The organism is Pseudomonas sp. JUb42 (assembly GCF_024807945.1).
Lineage (GTDB): Bacteria > Pseudomonadota > Gammaproteobacteria > Pseudomonadales > Pseudomonadaceae > Aquipseudomonas.
The window spans coordinates 18,836-41,031 of the sequence record NZ_JANUFD010000007.1; the positions used below are offsets into that span (position 1 = coordinate 18,836).

Annotated in this window: 22 protein-coding genes; 9 read left to right on the top strand and 13 right to left on the bottom strand. The window is 60.0% G+C overall.

The window, feature by feature from the left end; genetic code table 11:
- Positions 1–186: 186 nt before the first annotated feature.
- Together M2401_RS14930 and M2401_RS14935 are read right to left on the bottom strand one after the other, a co-directional pair.
- Entirely contained in the window at positions 187–573 is a 387-nt protein-coding gene (locus tag M2401_RS14930; RefSeq protein WP_259104001.1) for a PaaI family thioesterase, read from the bottom strand.
- Positions 573–2,897 carry a Tex family protein gene (locus tag M2401_RS14935; RefSeq protein WP_259104002.1) on the bottom strand — a complete coding sequence of 775 codons (2,325 nt, stop codon included), beginning with the start codon at positions 2,895–2,897 and terminating at the stop codon, positions 573–575. Before M2401_RS14935 ends, M2401_RS14930 begins: the two co-directional genes overlap by 1 nt.
- Positions 2,898–3,150: 253 nt before the next feature.
- Between M2401_RS14935 and ompR the strand changes: the two genes are divergently transcribed.
- Positions 3,151–3,894: a two-component system response regulator OmpR gene (gene ompR, locus M2401_RS14940; RefSeq protein ID WP_259104009.1), complete on the top strand. Its 744-nt coding sequence runs from the start codon at positions 3,151–3,153 to the stop codon at positions 3,892–3,894.
- 129 nt (positions 3,895–4,023) lie between these two features.
- Positions 4,024–5,337 (top strand): ATP-binding protein, encoded by a 1,314-nt coding sequence (locus tag M2401_RS14945; protein ID WP_259104011.1) that lies wholly within the window; start codon positions 4,024–4,026, stop codon positions 5,335–5,337.
- Between the two features lie 77 nt (positions 5,338–5,414).
- Here M2401_RS14945 and rimK read toward each other — a convergent pair whose 3' ends face one another.
- The 3 genes from rimK to M2401_RS14960 are packed head-to-tail and all read right to left on the bottom strand — an operon-like array spanning position 5,415 to position 7,598.
- Positions 5,415–6,320: a 30S ribosomal protein S6--L-glutamate ligase gene (rimK, locus tag M2401_RS14950; protein WP_259104012.1), complete on the bottom strand. Its 906-nt coding sequence runs from the start codon at positions 6,318–6,320 to the stop codon at positions 5,415–5,417.
- Positions 6,317–6,766 (bottom strand): ATP-dependent zinc protease, encoded by a 450-nt coding sequence (locus tag M2401_RS14955; RefSeq protein ID WP_259104470.1) that lies wholly within the window; start codon positions 6,764–6,766, stop codon positions 6,317–6,319. The genes rimK and M2401_RS14955 overlap by 4 nt, the downstream gene beginning before the upstream one ends.
- A 49-nt stretch (positions 6,767–6,815) precedes the next feature.
- Complete coding sequence (locus tag M2401_RS14960; RefSeq protein WP_259104014.1) at positions 6,816–7,598, bottom strand: EAL domain-containing protein; 783 nt, start codon at positions 7,596–7,598, stop codon at positions 6,816–6,818.
- A gap of 116 nt (positions 7,599–7,714) precedes the next feature.
- Here M2401_RS14960 and M2401_RS14965 point away from each other — a divergent pair, with 116 nt between their 5' ends.
- On the top strand, positions 7,715–8,113 hold the full coding sequence (locus M2401_RS14965) for an RNA-binding S4 domain-containing protein (protein ID WP_259104015.1): 399 nt from the start codon (positions 7,715–7,717) through the stop codon (positions 8,111–8,113).
- Here M2401_RS14965 and M2401_RS14970 read toward each other — a convergent pair.
- Positions 8,110–8,910, bottom strand: coding sequence for a phosphatase PAP2 family protein (locus M2401_RS14970; protein WP_259104016.1), 801 nt, complete (start codon positions 8,908–8,910; stop codon positions 8,110–8,112). The two genes, M2401_RS14965 and M2401_RS14970, sit on opposite strands and share 4 nt — an antisense overlap.
- A 90-nt stretch (positions 8,911–9,000) precedes the next feature.
- Here M2401_RS14970 and hslO point away from each other — a divergent pair, with 90 nt between their 5' ends.
- Together hslO and M2401_RS14980 are read left to right on the top strand one after the other, a co-directional pair.
- On the top strand, positions 9,001–9,903 hold the full coding sequence (hslO, locus tag M2401_RS14975; protein WP_259104017.1) for an Hsp33 family molecular chaperone HslO: 903 nt from the start codon (positions 9,001–9,003) through the stop codon (positions 9,901–9,903).
- 179 nt (positions 9,904–10,082) lie between these two features.
- Positions 10,083–11,627 (top strand): phosphoenolpyruvate carboxykinase, encoded by a 1,545-nt coding sequence (locus M2401_RS14980; RefSeq protein ID WP_259104018.1) that lies wholly within the window; start codon positions 10,083–10,085, stop codon positions 11,625–11,627.
- A gap of 313 nt (positions 11,628–11,940) precedes the next feature.
- Here the strand turns inward: M2401_RS14980 and M2401_RS14985 are convergent, their stop codons facing one another.
- Together M2401_RS14985 and M2401_RS14990 are read right to left on the bottom strand one after the other, a co-directional pair.
- Complete coding sequence (locus M2401_RS14985; RefSeq protein WP_259104019.1) at positions 11,941–12,684, bottom strand: hypothetical protein; 744 nt, start codon at positions 12,682–12,684, stop codon at positions 11,941–11,943.
- Positions 12,685–12,850: 166 nt separating this feature from the next.
- Positions 12,851–13,711 carry a hypothetical protein gene (locus M2401_RS14990; protein WP_259104020.1) on the bottom strand — a complete coding sequence of 287 codons (861 nt, stop codon included), beginning with the start codon at positions 13,709–13,711 and terminating at the stop codon, positions 12,851–12,853.
- Positions 13,712–13,847: 136 nt separating this feature from the next.
- On the opposite strand from M2401_RS14990, the gene M2401_RS14995 reads away from it, so the two are divergent.
- Positions 13,848–14,279, top strand: coding sequence for a thioesterase family protein (locus tag M2401_RS14995; RefSeq protein WP_259104021.1), 432 nt, complete (start codon positions 13,848–13,850; stop codon positions 14,277–14,279).
- Positions 14,280–14,301: 22 nt separating this feature from the next.
- On the opposite strand, the gene M2401_RS15000 is transcribed toward M2401_RS14995, so the two are convergent.
- The 4 genes from M2401_RS15000 to M2401_RS15015 all read right to left on the bottom strand — a co-directional run bounded on the left by M2401_RS15000 (position 14,302) and on the right by M2401_RS15015 (position 19,285).
- Positions 14,302–14,763, bottom strand: coding sequence for a YMGG-like glycine zipper-containing protein (locus M2401_RS15000; RefSeq protein WP_259104022.1), 462 nt, complete (start codon positions 14,761–14,763; stop codon positions 14,302–14,304).
- A 368-nt stretch (positions 14,764–15,131) separates the two neighbouring features.
- Positions 15,132–17,462: an FdhF/YdeP family oxidoreductase gene (locus M2401_RS15005; RefSeq protein ID WP_259104472.1), complete on the bottom strand. Its 2,331-nt coding sequence runs from the start codon at positions 17,460–17,462 to the stop codon at positions 15,132–15,134.
- 2 nt (positions 17,463–17,464) lie between these two features.
- Positions 17,465–18,304 (bottom strand): formate dehydrogenase accessory sulfurtransferase FdhD, encoded by an 840-nt coding sequence (gene fdhD / locus M2401_RS15010; protein ID WP_259104023.1) that lies wholly within the window; start codon positions 18,302–18,304, stop codon positions 17,465–17,467.
- Positions 18,305–18,397: 93 nt separating this feature from the next.
- Positions 18,398–19,285 carry a LysR family transcriptional regulator gene (locus M2401_RS15015; RefSeq protein ID WP_259104025.1) on the bottom strand — a complete coding sequence of 296 codons (888 nt, stop codon included), beginning with the start codon at positions 19,283–19,285 and terminating at the stop codon, positions 18,398–18,400.
- Between the two features lie 152 nt (positions 19,286–19,437).
- Between M2401_RS15015 and lysM the strand changes: the two genes are divergently transcribed.
- The gene (gene lysM / locus M2401_RS15020; protein ID WP_259104026.1) at positions 19,438–19,878 is read left to right on the top strand and encodes a peptidoglycan-binding protein LysM; all 441 of its coding nucleotides are present in this window, start codon (positions 19,438–19,440) and stop codon (positions 19,876–19,878) included.
- A 123-nt stretch (positions 19,879–20,001) separates the two neighbouring features.
- Here lysM and yrfG read toward each other — a convergent pair whose 3' ends face one another.
- On the bottom strand, positions 20,002–20,664 hold the full coding sequence (gene yrfG, locus M2401_RS15025; RefSeq protein WP_259104028.1) for a GMP/IMP nucleotidase: 663 nt from the start codon (positions 20,662–20,664) through the stop codon (positions 20,002–20,004).
- 93 nt (positions 20,665–20,757) lie between these two features.
- On the opposite strand from yrfG, the gene nudE reads away from it, so the two are divergent.
- The gene (gene nudE, locus M2401_RS15030; RefSeq protein ID WP_259104029.1) at positions 20,758–21,324 is read left to right on the top strand and encodes an ADP compounds hydrolase NudE; all 567 of its coding nucleotides are present in this window, start codon (positions 20,758–20,760) and stop codon (positions 21,322–21,324) included.
- Complete coding sequence (cysQ, locus tag M2401_RS15035; protein WP_259104030.1) at positions 21,321–22,160, top strand: 3'(2'),5'-bisphosphate nucleotidase CysQ; 840 nt, start codon at positions 21,321–21,323, stop codon at positions 22,158–22,160. The genes nudE and cysQ overlap by 4 nt, the downstream gene beginning before the upstream one ends.
- Positions 22,161–22,196: the final 36 nt, after the last annotated feature.

The window sequence follows — 22,196 nt, forward strand, 5'->3', positions numbered from 1 at the left end:
TCACGCATCATTCGCCCCGATATGGGGGTGGAAAAGACGATCTACAAGGGTGAAGAAAGAAACTGGCGTTGTCGCCTGGTCTGGGTCAGAAACGCCGGGTCCGATCACGGGGTCTAATCGCAGTGCCGAGAAGGTTTCGGCACTGCTTTCGTAGTGCCGAAATTACTCCAAATCAAACCGACACGGCTATAGCACTGCGAACGTGCCTTGCGCTTTAGCGACCAGTTTGTCGCCCTGCACGACTTCTGCCTCGACCACCAGCGTGCGCCGCCCGGCGTGCAAGACCTTGGCGATGCACAGCACTTCGCCATCGCCGACCGCGCGCACATAGTTGATCTTGCACTCGACCGTGACACTTTGCTGGTCGAAGCCATGGGCGCAGGAACAGGCCAGGCCCATGGTGATATCGACCAGACTGAAGATCGCCCCGCCGTGCATCACATTGCCGCGGTTGCGCAGGTGCGGTTCCAGCGCCAGGGCGACCGTGGCAACACCGCTTTCGTCCAGGCTGCGGACATCGCAGCCAAGGGTGCGGAAGTAGGCGCTATGGGTCAGGTTCTCAGGGATATCCATCAGCGTTTCTTCAGTTGTTTGGCGTTGGCGAACAACGAAGCCATGGCGTTGTTGGCCGGGGCTGCGGTCTGGGTTTCCTTGCGTGGCGCTGGCGTCGAGGACTGACGCGGGCTTGAGCCTGGGCGCGCACCACGGGCACCGTCGATCTTCTCGCCGGGGGTATCGCTCATGCGCATCGACAGGCCGACGCGTTTGCGCGGGATATCGACTTCCATGACTTTGACCTTGACCACGTCACCGGCTTTCACGGCTTCACGCGGGTCCTTGATGAACTTCTCGGACAGCGCCGAGATGTGCACCAGACCGTCCTGATGGACGCCAATATCGACGAACGCGCCGAAGTTGGTAACGTTCGTGACGACACCTTCGAGGATCATGCCCAGTTGCAGATCCTTGAGGTCTTCCACGCCATCCTGGAATTCAGCGGTTTTGAACTCGGGGCGCGGGTCGCGGCCGGGTTTTTCCAGCTCTTGCAGGATGTCGGTGACGGTCGGCAGGCCGAAAGTCTCGTCGGTGTACTTCTTCGGGTCCAGACGCTTGAGGAAGCTGGCGTCGCCGATCAGCGAGCGGATATCGCGGTCGGTTTCAGCGGCAATACGCTGCACCAGTGGATAGGCTTCCGGGTGCACCGCCGAGGAGTCCAGCGGGTTGTCGCCGTTCATGACGCGCAGGAAGCCGGCGGCCTGCTCGAAGGTCTTCTCGCCCAGACGGCTGACTTTCTTCAGCGCCGCGCGGGTCTTGAAGGCGCCGTTTTCATCACGGTGCGAGACGATATTCTGCGCCAGGGTGCTGTTGAGGCCGGAAATCCGCGCCAGCAGTGCCACCGAAGCCGTATTGACGTCGACGCCGACGGCGTTCACGCAGTCTTCCACCACCGCATCCAGGCCACGGGCCAGCTTCAGCTGCGACACATCGTGCTGATACTGGCCGACACCGATGGATTTCGGGTCTATCTTCACCAGTTCGGCCAGCGGGTCCTGCAGGCGACGGGCGATGGATACGGCGCCGCGGATCGACACGTCCAGGTCCGGGAATTCCTTGGCAGCCAGCTCGGAAGCGGAATACACCGAGGCACCGGCTTCGGAGACCATGACCTTGGTCATTTTCAGGCCTGGGTATTTTTTGATCAGGTCGGCGGCCAGTTTATCCGTCTCGCGGCTGGCAGTGCCGTTGCCGATGGCGATCAGGTCCACCGAATGCTTGGCGCACAGGGCGGCGAGCACGGCGATGGTCTGGTCCCACTGGTTCTTCGGCACATGCGGGTAGACCGTGGCGTAGTCCAGCAGCTTGCCGGTGGAGTCGACCACGGCGACCTTACAGCCGGTGCGCAGGCCCGGGTCCAGGCCCAGGGTGGCGCGTGGGCCGGCAGGTGCGGCCAGCAGCAGGTCATGCAGGTTGTGGGCGAACACGTTGATCGCCTCGGTTTCCGCAGCGTCGCGCAGTTCGCCCAGCAGGTCGGTTTCCAGATGGCTGTAAAGCTTGACCTTCCAAGTCCAGCGCACCACTTCGCCCAGCCATTTATCCGCCGCACGGTTCTGATTCTGCAGGCCGAAACGTTCGCTGATCATCATTTCGCACGGGTGCAGGGTGCCCGGCAGTTCCTCGCCGACTTTCAGCGACGAACTGAGGATGCCTTCGTTGCGGCCACGGAAAATCGCCAATGCGCGGTGCGACGGCATGCTTTTCAGTGGTTCGTCGTGTTCGAAGTAGTCGCGGAACTTGGCGCCTTCCTCTTCCTTGCCAGGCACGACGCGAGCGCTGATCACGGCTTCGTGCTTGAGGAAGCTGCGCAGCTTGTCGAGCAGGCTGGCATCTTCGGCGAAGCGCTCCATGAGAATGTACTTGGCGCCTTCCAGGGCGGCCTTGGTATCGGCAACGCCTTTGTCGGCATCGACGAACCGCGCGGCTTCGCCTTCCGGGTTCAGGCTCGGATCGTTGAACAGACCGTCCGCCAGCTCGCCAAGGCCGGCTTCCAGGGCGATCTGGCCCTTGGTGCGGCGCTTCTGCTTGTATGGCAGGTAAAGGTCTTCGAGGCGGGTCTTGGTGTCGGCCAGATTGATGTCGCGGGTCAGTTCCGGAGTCAGTTTGCCTTGCTCTTCGATGCTGGCCAGGATGCTGGCGCGGCGCTCGTCGAGTTCACGCAGGTAGCGCAGGCGTTCTTCCAGATGACGCAGCTGCGTGTCATCCAGGCTGCCGGTGACTTCCTTCCGGTAACGGGAAATGAAGGGTACGGTGGAGCCTTCATCCAGTAGAGCTACGGCCGCTGCGACCTGTTGTGGGCGTACGCCGAGTTCTTCGGCGATGCGGCTGTTAATGCTGTCCATAAAGACCACCTGGCGACGATGTGAGCAAAAAATCCAAGATACTAGCGAACTGCTATTGTCTGGCGTTGCCTGACTTTCGAGGCGGCGCATTATACCCAGCGAAGCCGGGTTAGGGGATTCACCGATGTAACAGCCCCCATTCGAGCAGTGAAAAGGCCGCAAAAGGCGGCTACCGTAAAATCTGCTAACAATGCACACGGTGCGCTTCACATTAGCTACGCCATAATGCGCGCCGAGATTAGAGGAGCATCCAATGAGCAGCACTGCACAAATTGCTGAAGGCGAAAAAATCCTGATCGTTGATGACGATCCGGGTTTGAGCAGCCTGTTAGAGCGTTTTTTCACCAGCAAGGGCTACCGCGCCCGGGCGGTGGCCAACGTTGAGCAAATGGACCGGCTGTTGTCCCGTGAGGTCTTCAACCTGGTGGTGCTGGATCTGATGCTGCCCGGTGAAGATGGCCTGTCTGCCTGCCGTCGTCTGCGCGCCGCGAACAATCAGGTGCCGATCATCATGCTGACCGCCAAGGGCGATGAGCTTAGCCGCATCAAGGGCCTGGAACTGGGCGCCGACGATTATCTGGCCAAACCTTTCAACCCCGATGAGTTGATGGCGCGCGTCAAGGCAGTACTGCGTCGCCAGGCTGCGCCGGTTCCTGGGGCTCCGGCCAGCGAAGACGAGTCGGTGTCCTTCGGTGACTATGAGTTGTCCCTGGCGACCCGCGAACTCAAGCGCGGTGAAGAAGTACATATGCTGACCACCGGCGAGTTTGCCGTACTCAAGGCGTTGGTCATGCACGCTCGCGAGCCGCTGACCCGGGACAAGCTGATGAATCTGGCCCGCGGCCGCGAATGGGATGCTCTGGAGCGCTCCATCGACGTGCAGATTTCCCGTCTGCGCCGCCTGATCGAGCCTGATCCATCCAAGCCGCGTTACATTCAAACCGTCTGGGGTGTGGGTTATGTATTTGTGCCGGATGGCGCCGGCACCAAGCAATAAGGTGCATTCAGGCGTTCAGAGCGCTGTTTTTGCCCAATACGTCGGTAACCCTTTGCGGGGTTATCGACGTTCGTGTATGTGCGATATGCACATTTTTTCGCCGCTCCTGCACAGCTCAAAAGCCCCTCTATGAAGACCCCGCTCTGGTTCCCACAAAGCTTTTTCTCTCGCACGCTCTGGCTGGTGCTGATCGTCGTGCTGTTTTCCAAGGCACTGACCTTCGTCTATCTGCTGATGAACGAAGACGTGCTGGTCGACCGTCAGTACAGCCATGGCGTGGCGCTGACGCTGCGCGCCTATTGGGCGGCCGACGAGCATGATCGCGAAGCCATTGCCGAGGCAGCGGGCTTGATCCGGGTGGTAGGCGGCGGGGTGCCGGAGGGTGAGCAGCACTGGCCCTACAGCGAGATCTATCAACGGCAGATGCAGGCCGAGCTGGGTGAAGACACCGAAGTTCGCCTGCGCGTGCACGCACCGCCCGCGCTGTGGGTGCGGGCGCCGAGCCTGGGGGAGGGTTGGCTGAAGGTGCCCTTGTATCCGCATCCGTTGCGCGGGCAGAAGATCTGGAGTGTGCTGGGCTGGTTTCTCGCCATCGGCTTTCTGTCGACCGCCAGTGCCTGGATTTTCGTACGTCAGCTCAATCAGCCGCTCAAACGTTTGGTGTTCGCGGCGCGGCAACTGGGCCAGGGGCGCAGCGTGCGTCTGCCGGTCAGCGATACGCCCAGCGAAATGACCGAGGTTTACCGCGCCTTCAACCAGATGGCCGAGGATGTCGAACAAGCCGGTCAGGAGCGCGAGCTGATGCTGGCGGGGGTGTCCCATGATCTGCGCACACCGCTCACGCGCCTACGGCTGTCACTGGAGTTGATGGTCGACGACAACGAACTGACCCAGGGCATGGTCCGGGATATCGAGGACATGGACGCGATTCTCGACCAGTTCCTTGCGTTTATCCGTGATGGTCGTGATGAGCAGATCGAAGAAGTCGACCTCGGTGATCTGGTGCGTGAAGTCGTGGCGCCGTTCAACACGGCGGAAGAACAGATACGCCTGTGCCTGGAGCCCATCCCGCCGTTTCCGTTGCGGCGAGTGTCGATGAAGCGCCTGCTGACCAACCTGATCGGCAACGCCATGCACCATGGTGGCAGTGGTATCGAGGTGGCGGCTTATGTCTCCGGCGACAGCAGCGCGCCTTATGTCGTGCTGAGCGTTCTGGACCGCGGCGCCGGCATCGATCCTTCCGAGCTGGACGTGATCTTCAACCCCTTCATTCGCGGCGACCGCGCCCGTAGCGGCAAGGGCACCGGGCTGGGCCTGGCGATCGTCAAGCGCATTGCCTCGATGCATGGCGGGATTGTCGAGTTGCGCAACCGCTCCGGCGGCGGGCTTGAGGCCCGGGTGCGGTTGCCGTTGGGATTGATGCTTCCAAGGGATGCGGTCTGAAGGCGGCTACAGGCTTCAAGCCATAAGCTACAAGCGAGGCCAAACCTTCTTGCAGCTTGTAGCTTGTAGCTGCGTTTTTAGCCCTTCCCCCGCGTACGTGTCATATGCGGCCCGCTGTTCTTCTCCAGATACTCGATGATCATCCCGGCCACGTCCTTGTTGGTCGTGGTCTCGATGCCTTCCAGACCCGGCGAGGAGTTGACCTCCATCACCAGCGGCCCATGGTTGGAGCGCAGGATATCCACACCCGCAACGCTCAGGCCCATGACCTTGGCGGCGCGAATGGCGGTCATGCGTTCTTCCGGGGTGATCTTGATCAGGCTGGCGCTGCCGCCACGGTGCAGGTTGGAGCGGAACTCCCCCGGCTTGGCCTGGCGCTTCATCGAGGCGATAACCTTGTCGCCGACTACGAAGCAGCGAATATCGGCGCCCCCGGCTTCCTTGATGTACTCCTGAACCATGATGTCCTGCTTGAGGCCCATGAACGCCTCGATCACCGATTCGGCCGCTGTGGCCGTTTCGCACAGGACCACGCCGATGCCTTGGGTGCCTTCCAGCACCTTGATCACCAGCGGGGCGCCGTTGACCATCTGGATCAGGTCGGGGATGTCGTCCGGGGAGTGGGCAAAGCCGGTTACCGGCAGGCCGACGCCGCGTCGAGACAGCAACTGCAGTGAGCGCAGCTTGTCCCGGGAGCGGGCAATGGCTACCGATTCGTTGAGTGGAAATACGCCCATCATTTCGAACTGGCGCAACACCGCGCAGCCATAGAACGTCACCGAGGCGCCAATGCGCGGAATCACCGCATCGAAGCCTTCCAGCGGTTTGCCGCGATAGTGAATCTGCGGTTTGTGGCTGGCGATGTTCATGTAGGCGCGCAGGGTGTCGATCACCACCACCTCATGGCCACGTTCAATACCAGCTTCGACCAGTCGACGGGTTGAATACAGACGCGGGTTACGCGAAAGCACAGCGATCTTCATGCAGCACCTGTGGCAGAGGTAGTAGAGGCCGGGAATGCCGGCTTGTCCTGAACATATGTAATGCCCGGATTGACGACCAGTTGGCCGTCGATCAAAGCGTTGGAACCCAGCAGCAGGCGATACCGCATGGCCTTGCGACAGGCCAGGGTGAATTCCACGGGCCACACCCGGTCGCCCATGGCGAGCGTGGTGCGAATCACATAGCGCACCTGGGAATGACCGTTGGAACTTTTTATGGTTTTCATAGCCACCAACTGGGCTTCGCAACGCCGATGGCGCAGCTGTACCAGGGTGCCCAGATGAGCGTTGAATCGGACCCACTTCTGGCCGTCGCGTTCAAAGGGTTCGATTTCCGTGGCATGCAGGCTGGATGTGCTGGCCCCGGTGTCGATTTTTGCGCGCAGGCCGGCGACCCCTAGGTCAGGCAGCGCCACCCACTCGCGCAGGCCGATAACTGTCAGATGATCGAATGTTTTCAAGGCGATTCCGTACTTATCACGCTGTCTGCCAGACGCCAGGGTCGACCTGGGCCAATGCTTTGAATGCAGGTTTGGCGAACCAGTAGCCTTGCATCAGAAAAATCCCGCAATCGGCGAGAAAGTCACGTTCTTCGGCTTGTTCAATGCCTTCGGCGATGACTGTAACCCCCAAGTCCGTACACATTGTGACAACCCCGCGCACGATCGCCTGGCGAGCCCGATCGAGATGAATATTGCGGATCAGGCCCATATCCAGTTTCAGCAGGTCGGGCTGAAAATCAGCAAGCAGCGCCAGGCCGGAATAGCCGGCACCGAAATCGTCAATGGCGGTCTTGAAACCGAATTCGCGATATTCACGCAGAACGTGCGTCAGATGGCGATAGTTATCTATGTGTTCGCTTTCCAGAGTTTCGAAAATCAGCCTTTCCAGCGGGAAATTGTGCTCTCGCGCTGCTTCCAGGGTACTGCGAATACACAGCTCGGGACGATAGACCGCGTTGGGCATGAAATTGATCGACAGATACGAACTCATTCCCAGATGAGAAGCGCCTTTGATGGCTTTGGTGCGGCACTGCTGGTCGAAACGATAGCGGTTGCTGTCGTTGACCTGTTCCAGCACCGAGGCCGCGCCTTCACCTTTAGTGCCCCTTACCAGAGCTTCATGAGCAAAGATCGAGCGGTCGCGCAGGTCGATGATCGGTTGATAGGCGAAGTCGAATTCAAATCCGAGCGGGGTATTTTGGCTGCAGCCCTCGCAACTGGTGGAGGGAGAGATCAATGATTCAGGAAATTCAGTCACTTCACACTCCTTGAGCAGGGGCCGGATCCGGTCATTGCAGTCTAACCGCGAAGATCCATTACTGCGTGCCCGATATGACGTAGTACAGTTCCGATAAATTCTGCCGAGGAATCCATATGGCACAAAAACCAGAAGATGACGACAAGGTTCGTCTGGATAAATGGCTGTGGGCTGCGCGGTTCTATAAGACCCGGGCGTTGGCCAAGGCGGCGATTGAAAGTGGCAAGGTGCATTGTCGCGGCGAACGGTGCAAGCCGGGCAAGGAGCCGCATATAGGCGACGAGTTGCAGATACGTACCGGATTTGACGAGCGCACGGTGGTGGTTCAGGCGCTGTCGATCGTTCGTCGTGGCGCACCTGAGGCGCAGACGCTCTACAGCGAGACGCCGGACAGTATCGCCCGTCGGGAGAACGCCGCAGCCCAGCGCAAGGCAGGCAATCTGGGCGTTACTACCGACGGCAAGCCGACCAAGAAACAGCGTCGGCAGCTATTTCAGTTTCACAGCAGCGACTAACGGCCGCTGACCACGCTCATGCGATTGAGCAGCGGCAAACGCTCCAGCAGCCTAAAGATCGGCGCGGTCACCTTCAGCCAGAAGTTGGTCGCCACGGCCGCGAACGGCGTGTAGTAACCCCAGCCCAGGGCCAGCAGGGCGATCATCACGCCACCGATGTAATCGTCCTGGCCCCAATGCGCACCCGCCACCAGGCGCGGCATCATGAACAGCAGGCACAAGGCCCAGATCACCAGGCGCTGGACGAAGGTGCGGCTGAACACCGTCATGAAGAAGGCCCAGATCAGCAGCACGGAAGCGTGGTCACCGGGGAAGCTCTGGCCGGAACTGTCTTTCAAGGCCCAGCGCTTTTCCAGATGCGGGAAGATATCGCTCAGCCGAATGGCATCCTTGAGCACCAGCGACGGGCTGTCGTGCTGCAACGGGGTGCCGTCGATCAGCTTGGAAAACAGCGTGCGGATGACCAGCAGCAGAAGCAGGATCGAGACGAAGCCGAAGATCGCTGAGCGCACCTGAATCGCCTTGAACACCCAATTCCCCTTGATAAGCAACATCAACAGAATCAGGCCGACGATAGCGTCGAAAGGCCGCATACTGGCGACAGTCCAGACGTTCAACCACATGGCGTTCTGCTCCAGTGGTCGGTTAAGCAGATGGAACAGCCACTCGTCGAATTGAGTGAGCAGCGCGTGCCCCATGGGCCATGCCCAGATCGCCAACAGGGCGAAGGCGATCAAATTGCACAACACAAGCTGGCGGACGTTCCACCTGGCTTGGAAGAGTGCCGGATACTCCATAAACTGCCCCTTAATCCGCACCGCCTCGGTGCCAAACGGCGATTTATAGTCGCTTGAACACATTTTGTCATTATTCAGATGCCCTCTCTTATGCATGAATTCCCGGATATCGATTTCTCCCAGCGTTTTATCTTCGACGACAGCGACACCCGTGGCGAGTTGGTTGCCCTTGAGCGCAGTTATGCCGAAGTGCTGGCCAAACACCCGTACCCCGAGCCGGTCGCGCAATTGCTGGGTGAGCTGATGGCGGCGGCTGCGCTGCTGGTCGGCACCCTCAAGTTCGATGGTCTGCTGATTCTTCAGGCGCGTTCCAGTGGCGCCGTGCCGCTGCTGATGGTCGAGTGCTCAAGCGAGCGCGAGCTGCGCGGCATCGCCCGTTACGACGAATCCCTGATTACCCCCGGTGCCGGGCTTCAAGACCTGATGCCCGACGGTTCGCTGGCGCTGACCATCGATCCGCGCCAGGGCAAGCGCTATCAGGGCATCGTTGCCCTGGACGGCGTGGACCTGGCTGCCAGCCTGTCCAGTTACTTCGTCATGTCCGAGCAACTGGGTACGCGCTTCTGGCTTAAAGCCGATGGCAAGCGCGCCCGTGGCCTGCTGCTGCAACAACTGCCCGTTGCGCGCCTTCCCGATCAGGACGAGCGCGCCGCCAGCTGGGAGCATTTGCTGACGCTGGCCGATACCCTCAGCGCCGAAGAAATGCTCAGCCTGGACAACGAAACCATCCTGCATCGTCTATACCACCAGGAAGTGGTGCGGCTGTTCGAAGTGCAGCCGTTGCAGTTCCGTTGCAGTTGTTCGCGCGAGCGTTCGGCCAATGCGCTGGTCAGCCTGGGTCTGGAAGACGCCCTGCAGTTGGTGGAGGAACATAACGGCTCGGTGGAGATCGACTGTCAGTTCTGCAACCAGCGCTATCTATTCGATGCCGCTGACATCGCCCAGCTGTTCGCCGGTGGCGGCGTCGACTCCCCATCCGATACGCGCCATTGATAACGTCTTGATTGCGCTCGGAACGGCCCTTGGAAAGCCCAGGGCCTGTTCTGACCGGAGGGTCCTACCTTTTTCAGGCAGTTCTGGCATAATCCGGCCCACTTTTAAGCTGTAGTAGTGGTTGTTTTTTTACTACAAAAACGTTCGGAACACTCGGCCACTGGCCGACGGGGACCCTCATGACGCAAGCAAACAACACCGTGTACACCGATCTGAGCATCGACGAGCTGGTTAAAGAAGCTCTGCAGCGCGAAGAAGGTGAACTGTCTGATACCGGCGCACTGGTTGTGAAAACGGGTCATCGTACTGGCCGTTCGCCAGTCGATCGTTTCATTGTTGAAGAGCCGAGCACTCAGGACGCCATCGCCTGGGGACCGATCAACCGCAAGTTCCCGGCCGACAAGTTCGACGCCCTGTGGGACCGCGTTGCTGCCTATCTGGGCGAGCGCGAGCGTTTCGTTTCCCACGTTCATGTAGGCTCTGACCCGGCGCACTACCTGCCGGTCAAGATGACCACCGAGACCGCCTGGCACAACCTGTTCGGCCGTTGCCTGTTCATCAATCCTGAACAGTACAACCCGGCTGGCAAGGACGAGTGGCAGATCCAGAATGCTCCTTGGTTTGTCTGCGAGCCTGAGCGTGACGGCACCAACTCCGACGGCACCGTGATCATCAATTTTGCCGCCAAAAAAGTCCTGATCGCTGGCATGCGTTACGCCGGTGAGATGAAGAAAGCCCTGTTCTCGGTGCAGAACTTCCTGCTGCCAGCGGTCGACGTTCTGCCGATGCACTGCGCTGCCAACATGGGCGAAGAAGGCGATGTAACGCTGTTCTTCGGCCTGTCCGGCACTGGTAAAACCACCCTGTCGGCCGACGAAAGCCGTTACCTGATCGGTGACGACGAGCACGGCTGGGGCGTTGGCGTGGTGTTCAACATCGAAGGCGGTTGCTATGCCAAGTGCATCGACCTGTCCGAGAAGAACGAGCCTGTTATCTGGAAAGCCATCCAGCACGGCGCGGTCCTGGAGAACGTGGTCCTGGACCCGGTCACCAAGAAAGCCGACTACGCCGATGACAGCCTGACCCAGAACAGCCGTGCCGCTTACCCGCGCGAACTGATCGAAAAGCGCGCACCGAAAAACCTCGGTGGCGAGCCAAACGCCGTGATCTTCCTGACCTGCGACCTGACCGGCGTACTGCCGCCAGTGTCGATCCTCAGCGAAGAACAGGCCGCGTACCACTTCCTGTCGGGCTACACCGCACTGGTTGGCTCTACTGAAATGGGTTCAGGCGCGGGCATCAAGTCGACCTTCTCCACCTGCTTCGGCGCGCCGTTCTTTCCGCGTCCGGCTGGCGAATACGCTGAGCTGCTGATCAAGCGCATCCGCGGCTTCGGCTCCAAGGTCTATCTGGTCAACACCGGCTGGACTGGCGGCGGCTACGGCGTCGGCAAGCGTTTCAACATCCCGACCACTCGCGGCGTGATCGCAGCGATCCAGAGCGGTGCGTTGATCGGTGCTGAAACCGAGCACCTGGAAACCATCAACCTGGACGTCCCGAAACTGGTTCCAGGCGTAGAAACCGGCTTGCTGAACCCGCGCAACACCTGGGCAGACAAGGCGGCCTACGATGAGTCGGCCAAGGCCCTGGCGACCCTGTTCATCGAAAACTTCAAGAAGTTCGACGTGAGCGACGCGATCAAGGCAGCGGGTCCGAAGCTGTAATCGGACTGGCTGACTGAAAAGAACCGCCCTTCGGGGCGGTTTTTTTTGGCCTGGTCTGTACCGAACCGGATTCTGTGGGAGCGGATTTATCCGCGAAGACACTGTTTCAGGCGTCGCAGATGCATCGAATGTACGGGCCTGTTCGCGGACGAATCCGCTCCCGCACTAACAATGCCAAATATGCAAAACGTTGTAAGAAAACAACATTTCGTAAAATCGCCCTTTTTGCCGATTCCCGAAGCGCATTACTAAAACCGCGAAGCCTCGGCTTTTTTCGGTTTTTTCTCGGTGATTTGAAAAAAATTTCAGCGATTTAGCCTATCGGATTGAAGTTGCTCGCCGCGCTGCAAAAACGCTCCTGGGCGACCTTGCTGCCAACGCCTCCGCTCTGATCCCAGCGCTTGCCCCAGCTCTGGCACTGATCGCGGAAGTACACTTTTGCACCCTTGCGGCATTCGCGATATTCCACTGAGCCGCGCCGGTAATTGCCGCAGACACTGCTGTCATCGATGCGATTGGCTTCTACCAGCCATTGGGCGAAGTACGTGCGCTTGCCATCCCATTGCCAGATAGTCGCCTGCTCTACACTGGCAAGCGCTGTACGATTCTGATGGGGGGCGGGGCGATCGGCCTTGAGCCGCGCCATATATTGCGCAGATACCAGGCCCGCTCCGTTGGTCTGGGTCGTTGCCTGGGGAAACTGGCCGTAATGACACGTCGCGACAGCCTCATCGATGAGGTTGCCGGGCTTGATGCAGTCGCTCAGTGGGCGCTTCGCCGGGGCGTGAGTGGTGGTGTAGATCGGCGGAACGGGGTCGGCCACAACCGGGTATGGGGTCTGGAAAGCAATGGCGTCAGGTTTTACCAGTGGTGGTAAATCCCTGAAGGCGAAAACAACCGCGGCCATGCATAGCGCTAACACCAGGCTGGCCCAACAGACTGCTCGGGTGATACCCGAACGACGCTTGCGGTTGCGCTGCGGCCTGTCCTCGTCGTCCACGCTTAGGGGCTCGTAGCTACCCGGTTTTTCCAGGTCTCGATAATTCCTTGCGCTCATTGCTCATCCTTGATGCGAAGCGTTGTCAGCAAGGGAGGGTAAGGCCAATAAAAGCGCAAGGCCAGTATTAATGAGTAGATTTATCGATACTTTTTCGAACAACTAACGATTCAACCAAACAGAGGTGTTCGTACGCGTTAGATACCCTCGTTAGCGTTGATCAACCCTAGGGTTCGTAACTTCCCATAGCCTCGCAATAACGCTGCTCCATTCTCTTGCTGGCGTCGTCACGGTCGCGTCTGAAGCGTATGCCCCAGTCGTTGCAGGCTTCTTTGAAAAATACTTTGGCGGCCTTGCGGCACTCGCGTCGTTCGACGGATTCGGCAGGGAAGTTGGCGCAGACGCTGGCGTTGTCAACGTGGTTATCGATGCTGCGCCATTTTGCCTCGTAGCGATTGCGGCCGTCCCATTCGCGAATAGCGATGGTCGTATATTCCGCCGCAGATGTGGAGCGCGCTGGCTTGTTGCGTGCCTTTTCAGCCTTTAACTCAGCCATGTAACTGGAAGAGACCATGCCCTGGGCCACCGGCTTGCGCTCCGGGCGCGGCAATTGGCCAAAGCGGCAGTTCAGCACGTTTTCGTCGATGACATTGCCGTCTTTCAGGCAGTTGTCCAACGGTTGCACCTCGACGGGCTGCGGGCGAGTAACGACATTGGGACCGTCGTAAGGCTCCAGCTGAATTGGATTTGCGGCGGAGGGTTGCGGCGTTCTGACAGGTGCAACCGCAGCAGCGACGGGCGCGACAGGCGTGAGCTGGGGCTCTGGCTGGGTATCCGTAACAGGCGCGGCAACAACTTGGTCGATAGCGGGCGTCGGCGCAGGACGGCGTGGCAATAATTGAGCGACCAGCAAAGCGCTGACGATCACGATCCCCAGGATGATGGCATAGAGTTCATAGGGCGGGCGTCTGCGGGCTGCAGCAGGCTTGCGCTTGCTGGCAGGGCCCAGCACTACGTCGAACTGGTCCGGGGTCAGTCGCTGGATGCGAATGATGCCGTCGTCGGCTTGCTGGTTCTGGGAATCCATTCCGTTTCACTGGTCTCTTTGGGCGTGGCAATAGTCCGTGCGGCGAAGGGTAAACCGCCTTTATAGCTGTTTGCTAGTATTGCGTGTCGATCCCGAAACAAATCTTGCCCGCCCCCCCCTGAACAAGAGGCTGTCCATGCCCGAGCAAACCCCGCAACGCACTGATTACCGACACTTCCAGCCGATCACCACGCGCTGGCATGACAACGATATCTACGGTCATGTAAATAACGTCACCTACTACAGCTTTTTCGACAGTACCGTGAACACCTACCTGATAGAGCGCGGCGGGCTGGATATCTATGATGGCGCCGTTGTCGGCTTTGTCGTCAGTTCTTCCTGCGATTACTTTGCCTCGATTGCCTACCCGGAAATGATCGAGGTTGGCCTGCGCGTGAGCAAGTTGGGCAACAGTTCGGTGCAGTACGAGTTGGCGGTATTTAAAGTTGGCGAGGAAGAAGCCTGTGCCGCCGGACGTTTCGTGCATGTCTTTGTCGACCGTGCTTCGAATCGTCCGGTAGCCATTCCTGAGGCGTTGCGCCTGGCCATGCAGGTTTTGCTGGTCTGAATTTGAACCAGCCCTTCAGGACTTAGCGATGGCGGTAGTGGCCGCGAGCATGACCGCGGCGGCCGTGGTAGTCGCGGTGGTCATCGCGACCCCGGTAGCGACGGTCGTTACGGCCGTCGTCGCGGCTTTCGTTACCCATGTAGTTGCCCAGAGCGCCACCGGCACCACCGCCTGCGGCTGCGCCGATCAGGCTGCCGGTATTACCACCAACACTGCGTCCGATCACGTTGCCGCCTGCAGCGCCCAGGCCGCCGCCAATGGCGGCTTCGGTACGGTTGCGCCGGTCAGCACCCACCGCGCCGCCTGCTGCACCACCCAGGCCTGCACCAATGGCCGAACCGGTACTGCCGCCCAATTGTTGGCCGACTACCGAGCCGAGTACCCCACCCAATGCTCCGCCTACACCAGCCTCTGCAGTTCCGCCAGCCGAGGCGAAACCACTGGCCAAAGTAAGAGACAACAGCAGAATCGAGGAATACTTCATGTAGTGAATCTCATAGGGATGACGGCGCGATCCTGAGGCGCAACTAACAATCTCTCAACTCGTTTCCGACGAGTAACACGACTGCTACACAAATAACTAACATGTTGTTTTTACTATGAAACTTAGTTGGTTTTGAGTGGTCATAAGTTACTTAAGCAAAAGGCCCGTTTCGCAGGAAACGGGCCTTTTTTGTTTTCTGCACCGGCGCATTGTCAGAGCGATTATTGCTGTGGGAGCGAATTCATTCGCGAAAGCGGTGTTTCAGGAGATGTGTCTGAGGCGGATGCACCGGCCTCTTCGCGAATGAATTCGCTCCCACATAATTCGCCCTCCCTCCCACAGCGTTCGGCCCCTATCCATTGCCGGCGTTAGATAATCCGCGCCGACTCGCTCGCCCGTTCCAGTTTGATTGCCACGAACTTCGAGGTCGGTGTGCTGCTGCCCGCGCCGACGCTTTCCAGCGGCACCAGCGGGTTCACTTCCGGGTAGTAGGCCGCAGCCTGGCCGGCCGGAATATCGAATGGCAGCAGGGTGAAACCTTTGACCCGACGCACATGCTCATCGCCCCAGATAGAACTGATATCGACCTTCTGACCCGGTTGGAAGCCCAGGCGCACGATGTCCGCTTCGTTGACGAACAACACGTCACGCTGGCCCTTGACCCCGCGATAGCGGTCGTCCAGGCCATAAATAGTGGTGTTGTACTGATCGTGGGAGCGCATGGACTGCATGATCAGGTCCGGGATCTGCCCGGTCGAACGAACGCTCTCGTGGATCAGGTCCAGCGGCAGGGCATTGGCCTTGAAGTTGGCGCGGGTGGTGGCGGTGTTCCAGCGGCGCTCGCCGGCGGCGTTACCCAGGTAGAAGCCGCCGGGATTCTTGACCCGCTCGTTGAAGTCCTTGAAGCCTGGGATGGTGTCGGCGATCAGGTCGCGGATGCGGCTGTAATCTTCTACCAGCCACAGCCAGTCCACCGGTTGCTTGCCCAGGGTCGCGTTGGCGATACCGGCGAGAATGGCCGGTTCCGAGCGCATCTGGGTTGATTGCGGTTTCAACTGGCCGTTGGAGGCGTGGACCATGCTGAACGAGTCTTCCACGGTCACGGCTTGCGGGCCGTTTGCCTGGATGTCGATGTCGGTACGGCCAAAGCACGGCAGGATCAGTGCGTCTTTACCGTGGGTCAGGTGGCTGCGGTTGAGCTTGGTGCTGATCTGCACGGTCAGGTCGCAGTTGCGCAGGGCCGCCACAGTGCGGGCGCTGTCCGGCGTCGCCTGGGAGAAGTTGCCGCCCAGGCCGATGAACACCTTGGCGCGGCCTTCGGCCATGGCATGAATTGCCTCGACCACGTTATGGCCGTTTTCGCGAGGGACCTTGAACTGGAAACGCTTTTCCAAAGCATCAAGGAAGAACACCGGAGGGCGCTCGTTGATGCCCATGGTGCGGTCGCCCTGCACGTTACTGTGGCCGCGCACCGGGCACAGACCGGCGCCCGGGCGGCCGATGTTGCCGCGCAGCAGCATCAGGTTGGTGATTTCCTGGATGGTCGGCACCGAGTGGCGATGCTGGGTAATGCCCATCGCCCAGCACATGATCACGTTCTTGCCTTTGAGGTACATCCGCGCCGACAGCTCGATATCCTGCAGCGTCAGGCCGGACTGCTCGACGATAGACTCCCACGAGGTGTCGTCGATGGCGGCCAGATAGTCCAGCACGCCGTGGGTGTGTTCGTTGAGGAACGCGTGGTCGAACACCGAAGGGGCGTTGGCCTGCTGGGCTTCACGTTCCCATTGCAGGAGGAACTTGGCCATGCCGCGCAGCAAGGCCATGTCACCACCCAGGGCCGGACGGAAATACGCGGTGTTGGTCGGTTCCGAGCCGTTGGTGAGCATTTCCAGCGGATGTTGCGGGTGCTGGAAGCGTTCCAGGCCGCGCTCTTTGAGCGGGTTGACGCACACCACCTGCGCGCCGCGCTTCACCGCTTCGCGCAATGGTTCGAGCATGCGCGGGTGGTTGGTGCCGGGATTCTGGCCGAGGACGAAGATCGCGTCGGCATGTTCGAAGTCGTCGAAGGTCACAGTGCCTTTGCCGACGCCGACGCTCTGGGACAGGCCAACGCCGCTGGCTTCGTGACACATGTTCGAGCAGTCAGGGAAGTTGTTAGTGCCGTAGGCGCGCACGAATAGCTGGTACAGGTAGGCGGCTTCGTTGCTGGCCCGGCCCGAGGTGTAGAACTCGGCCATGTTCGGGCTTGGCAGGTTGTTCAGGTGTTTGGCGATCAGGGCAAAGGCGCCGTCCCAACTGATCGGCTTATAGCGATCGGTCTCGACGTCGTAGACCATCGGCTCGGTCAGGCGGCCCTGATATTCAAGCCAGTAATCGCTTTGTTCAAGCAGGGCGCTGACGCTGTAGCGCTCGAAGAACGAGGGGCCGACCAGGCGTTTGGTCGCTTCCCAGTTCACCGCCTTGGCGCCGTTCTCGCAGAACTTGACTATGCCGCTTTCCGGCGAGTCGCCCCAAGCGCAACCGGGGCAGTCGAAGCCGCCGTTCTGGTTGGTCTTGAGCATCATGCGCAGGTTTTTCAGCGCGTTGTCGCTGGTCAGCCAGGCCTGGGTCACGCTGATCAGTGCGCCCCAACCGCCCGCCGCACCTTTGTACGGCTTGTAACGTGGGGTAGGGGTCTTGTCGGCTTGATTGTGCATGCTCACGCTTGACTCTCCATCGCAGGGCTATAGACCCGCGGCGCACTGTGTTGCGGCAGGTGAATTAAATTGAGGTTGTGCCGACGCGCCCATTGCAGGGCCAGGCCGGTGGGGGCGGACAGGCTGACCAAGGTCTGGATGCCGGCACGCAGGACTTTCTGGATCAGCTCAAGGCTGCAACGACTGGTGACAATGGCTGTGCCGCCTGCCAGAGGAATGTCCTGACGGATCAGGCCGCCGATCAGCTTGTCGAGGGCGTTGTGTCGGCCGATATCTTCGCGACCGAGCAGCAATTGGCCCTTATCGTCCATAAACACGGCGGCATGTACCGCGCCGCAATAACGACCCAGAGGCTGGAACTCGCCTATGCGCTGACGCAGGCCTTCCAGCCATTGCGCAGGCGGCAGCGGTGCGCCGGGCAATACATTCAGTTCGGGTAAAGCTTGCTCGACCGCTTCCACGCCGCACAGGCCGCAACCGCTGGTGCCCGCCAACTGGCGGCGCTGTTGCTTGAGGTTCCAGAACGCACGGCTGGCGATTTCCACTTCGGCATGTTGCGCCGAGCCACAGCCGCTGAGCTTGAGGTCGTAGATTTCATCGGGCGAGGCAATGATGCCGCTGCCCAGGCTGAAACCGACGATGAAGTCTTCGAGATCGGTCGGGGTCACCAGCATGACCGCCTGGCTGATGCCGTTGTAGGCAATGGCCAGGGCGACCTCTTCGGCGAGCGCAGTCTGCGCCGAATCATCGACCGTAAGATTCGAGTAACTGTAGGACTGGCTGGCGGCAGGCGCAGGCGAATACTGTGCGGGCGCCGTGCTGACCGTGCGCTTGGCGTGCATGGTTAAGTACCGGCAGAGTGATAGCTAACAGCCTATGCCTCTTGTCGGATGGCGTCTAATCGGTGGTTCTGATGCACCGATAGATGACGTCGATCAATGTTCTTCGCGCAGTTTCTGATAGAGGGCGAAGCACGCCTCGGCCAGTGCCGAACGCGGTGCACTGCGACGCATGATCAGGCCCAGCCCGGCGAGGGTTCGGGCATCTTCGATGGGATGCAGGCGCAGGTGTTCGGTAAGGGTTTCCAGACCGCCGTCCAGGGGCATGATGGCGCAGCACAGGCCGCCATGAACCGCCTGTAATAACTGATGCACGGCATCGGTCTGCAATAGCGGGCGAGGGTGCAGGCCGCGACTGTGGAAGTTGTAATCGATGGATTGGCGAAAGTGCATGCCGCTGGTGAGCAGGCCCAGGGGCATTTCAATCAGTTGTGCCCAACCCAGGGCTGGCTCATCGAAGTTGAAATGGCGCTGATCGTAAAGCAGGCCCATGCGGGTCTCGGCCAGTTCCAGCGAATCGAAACGCTCGGTATCGAGGCGTTCGAGATAGGACACGCCCAGGTCGATGCGATTGCTCGCCAGTTGTTCGAGAATCTGCTCGGAACTGAGAGACGACAGCTCGAAATTCAGCTCCGGGTGGATTTCGTGCAGGCGGCGCAGCAGCGGCAGTGGGTCAAAACTCGACAGCGGCACCACGCCCAGGCGCAGGGTCCCGACCAAGTTACCGCGACAAGCTGCGGCTTCGGCCTGCAAGCCATCGTAGGCGGCCAGTACGGTCCGGGCCCAGGCCAGCACCCGTTCGCCGGGGGCGGTAAAGCCCTCGAAGCGCTGGCCGCGGTTGACCAGGGGCAAGTCCAGCTCTTCTTCCAAATTGCGCAGGCGCATGGACAGGGTCGGCTGGGTGATATTGCAGCGCGCGGCGGCCTGGCCGAAATGTCGGGTTTCATCGAGGGCGATCAGGAATTTGAGTTGTTTGATGTCCATCTTCACTCCGGGACGCAAGGCAGGCGCCTGATTCTACGCGCACATACGCCCAAGTGCTGGTGCAACGCTGGTCGGAACGCTCGGCCCGCCAGGCAGTTCGAACTAAAGTTAACAGGGACGGCAGTAACAACAATAAATGAAGGAGAACGGTTATGAGCCTGTTCAGCTTCGTAAAAGAGGCGGGCGAAAAACTGCTCGACCTGTTGCACCTCACAAATGCCCCGGCGCAACTCAAGAAACATCTGGCGAATGCGGGATTGGATGATCCAAGTATTCAATTAGTCGTCGAAGGCGACAAAGTTATTGTCAGCGGTGAAGTGGCGACGCAGGAGCAGAAGGAAAAGGTCCTGCTGGCCGTGGGCAATACTCACGGCATCAAGCATGTTGAGGATCGCATGACTGTACATGCAGCCGCCCCGCAGGTTGCGCAGGCGCGCTTCGTGACGGTGAAGGCGGGCGATACGCTCAGTTCCATTGCCAAGGCCGAGTACGGCGACTCCGGCAAGTACACCAAGATATTCGAAGCCAATAAACCGCTATTGTCCCATCCTGACAAGATCTATCCGGGGCAGGTGTTGCGGATTCCGCAATAGTTAAGAGATATCAATAAGGTTCGTTGGAGCGAGGCTTGCCCGCGACAGGTTTGACGCGGTATTCCTGATAATCCGTGCCGACCTCTTCGCGGGCAAGCCTCGCTCCAACGAAATCGCGTTCGGTTACAACCCTTCCAATAACTCCCGGTAATCCCCCACCGCCGCAAACTCCTCGGTGTCCTTCGGGCCTTTCTGGCTATTGGGTTCTTTCACCGCCAACAAGTGCGCAATCCCGAAGCTGCGCGCGCTGCGCAGGATCGGCAGGGTGTCGTCGATAAACAGGCAGCGTGCCACATCGAAACCGATATCGGCCTGCAGGGCGTCCCAGAACTGCGTGTTTTCCTTGGGGAAGCCGTAGTCATGGGAGCTGATCAGGCGCTCGAAATAGGGCGCCAGTTGCATGCGTTCCATCTTCAGGGACAGCGAGTCGCGATGGGCGTTGGTAATCATGATCACCCGCTTGCCCGCCTTCTGGATCGCCGCCAGAAAGGTCTCGGCATCCGGGCGCAGGGCGATCAGGTGCGCGGTTTCGCGTTTGAGCTGGCGCAACGGCAGGTTTAGCTCGGCGGTCCAGAAGTCCAGGCAGTACCAGTTCAGGGTGCCGGCATTCTTCTCGAAGATCGGGCGGATTTCTTCCAGGGCCAGGGCCGCGCTGATGCCGTGGCGCTCGGCATAACGCTGGGGCAGGTGTTGCAGCCAGAAGTGGTCGTCGTAATGCAGATCGAGCAGGGTGCCGTCCATGTCGAGCAGGACGGTATCGATATCACGCCAGGGCAGGGAGGGCATTCGTAAGTCTCTTTGGTCAAATCGTAGGCATTTGCGACACAGACAATCGGAAAAGCCACGGTATAGTACCCCGCTTACGCCAAGGAGCTTGCCATGCGCCAGAAACCCACCGTCCTCGCCCGCGAAATCGTCGCCAGCAGTCGCCTGTTCCGGGTCGAGGAGTTGCAGCTGCGTTTTTCCAACGGGGTCGAACGGACCTATGAGCGGCTGGTGGGACGTGGCACCGGTTATGGCGCGGTGATGATCGTCGCCATGCTTGACGCTGAGCATGCCGTGCTGGTCGAAGAATATTGCGGCGGCACCGATGAGTATGAGCTGTCCCTGCCCAAGGGCCTGATCGAGCCGGGCGAAGACGTGCTGGCCGCTGCCAACCGCGAACTCAAGGAAGAGGCCGGTTTTGGCGCGCATCAATTGGAGCATCTGACTGAGCTGTCCCTGTCACCCGGTTACATGAGCCAGAAAATTCAGGTGGTGCTGGCCACTGACCTTTACGAAGAGAGCCTGCCGGGCGATGAGCCCGAGCCGATGCGCGTGGACAAGATCAACCTGCGCGAGCTATCAAGCTTGGTCCAGCATCCGCAGTTCAGCGAAGGCCGTGCCCTGGCGGCGCTGTATCTGGCCCGAGACCTGCTGACCCAGCGCGGAGTGTTCTTGCCATGACCGACGTTTTTGCCCAACTGCCCCATCCTTTGCTGGCCCCGGTGATCAAGCTGGCGCGCCAGGCCGGTGAGGCGATCCTGCCGTTCTGGCGGGCCAATGTCGCGGTGAATACCAAAAGCGACGATTCCCCGGTGACTGCGGCCGATCTGGCGGCCCATCACGTATTGGTCGATGGTCTGCTGGCCCTGGCGCCGGACATCCATGTGTTGTCCGAAGAGGACGCCGATATCCCTGTCAGTGAGCGGGCGCAATGGCAGCGCTGGTGGCTGGTCGACCCGCTGGATGGCACCAAGGAGTTCATCAACGGCAGCGAAGAATTCACCGTCAATGTCGCGTTGATTGAAAACGGGCGCGTGGTGTTCGGTGTGGTGTCGATGCCGACCAACAACCGCGCCTATTTCGGTGGTGACGGTCTGGGCGCCTGGCGCAGTGACGACGAAAATCACTTGGCGCCGATCAGCGTGCGCAATGCCCCGGCCGAAGCCTTCACCGTGGTTGCCAGCCGCCGCCACAGCAGCCCGGAGCAGGAGCGTCTGCTCGGTGGCCTGAAAGAGGCGATGGGTAGCCTGGAACTGGCCAATATCGGCAGTTCGCTGAAGTTTTGCCTGCTGGCCGAAGGCGCCGCCGATTTCTACCCGCGTCTGGCGCCGACGTCACAATGGGACACCGCCGCCGCCCAAGGCGTACTGGAGGGTGCCGGGGGCGAGGTGCTGGAGTTGTCGGGTGAGGTGTTTACCTATCCGCCCAGGGAGTCGCTGCTTAATTCGTTCTTCCTGGCATTGCCGGCCAAGGCGCAGTGGCGTGAGAAGATGTTGGCGTTGGCGCGTTCGAACTGACAGATGCAGGAGCCGATTGTGGGAGCGGATTCATCC